Annotated in this window: 1 pseudogene; it reads left to right on the plus strand. The window is 69.8% G+C overall.

Annotated features, from left to right (window positions below):
• Positions 1 to 435, plus strand: a pseudogene (locus tag EN906_RS36605) (hypothetical protein); the annotation flags it as partial.
• Between the last annotated feature and the right edge of the window lie 94 nt (positions 436 to 529).

Here is a 529-nt window from a genome sequence, read left to right on the forward strand (position 1 = left end):
GGCATTGACTGGAGACGGTGGCTTGCAGCCGGTCCCGGCCACCGCGGCCCCGGCAGCAACAAGGCCACGTCCGCCGCAACCCGCTCCGCCGCCGGCGAGACAGGCACCCGCTCCACAGCCGGTGAACACGACGCCCGCCCGCCCGCGTCCAACAGCGCCGCCGGCACCTGCAACGAAGCCGGCAACGCAAGCTATCAGCCGACCAATGTCACGCCGTTGCCGGCCTACGGCTCCGCCAATGCCAACACCGCCCGGCACGCCCCGCCACCACCGCAGCCGGTGCAGGACAGCATCGACGACACGCTGATGAGGGAGCTCGAAGTGTCGCTGGACCAGCCCCGTTCGGGCGGCCCGGTGGGCAAGCCGGCGGCGCCGCAGTCGCTCGACGACGAGATGACCAAGCTTCTCGGCGAACTCTCCAGTCAGAAGAGATGAGCGGCGGCCGGGTCGCTATCCCGCGAAACATCGTCGCCGGTCCGCTGCCGAACCACCTCGTCCAAGCGCCAAATATCAAGGGTTTGCGGCCTTC

Origin of the sequence: Mesorhizobium sp. M7A.F.Ca.CA.004.06.1.1, assembly GCF_003999135.1 — a bacterium.
In the GTDB taxonomy this organism is placed as follows: domain Bacteria; phylum Pseudomonadota; class Alphaproteobacteria; order Rhizobiales; family Rhizobiaceae; genus Mesorhizobium.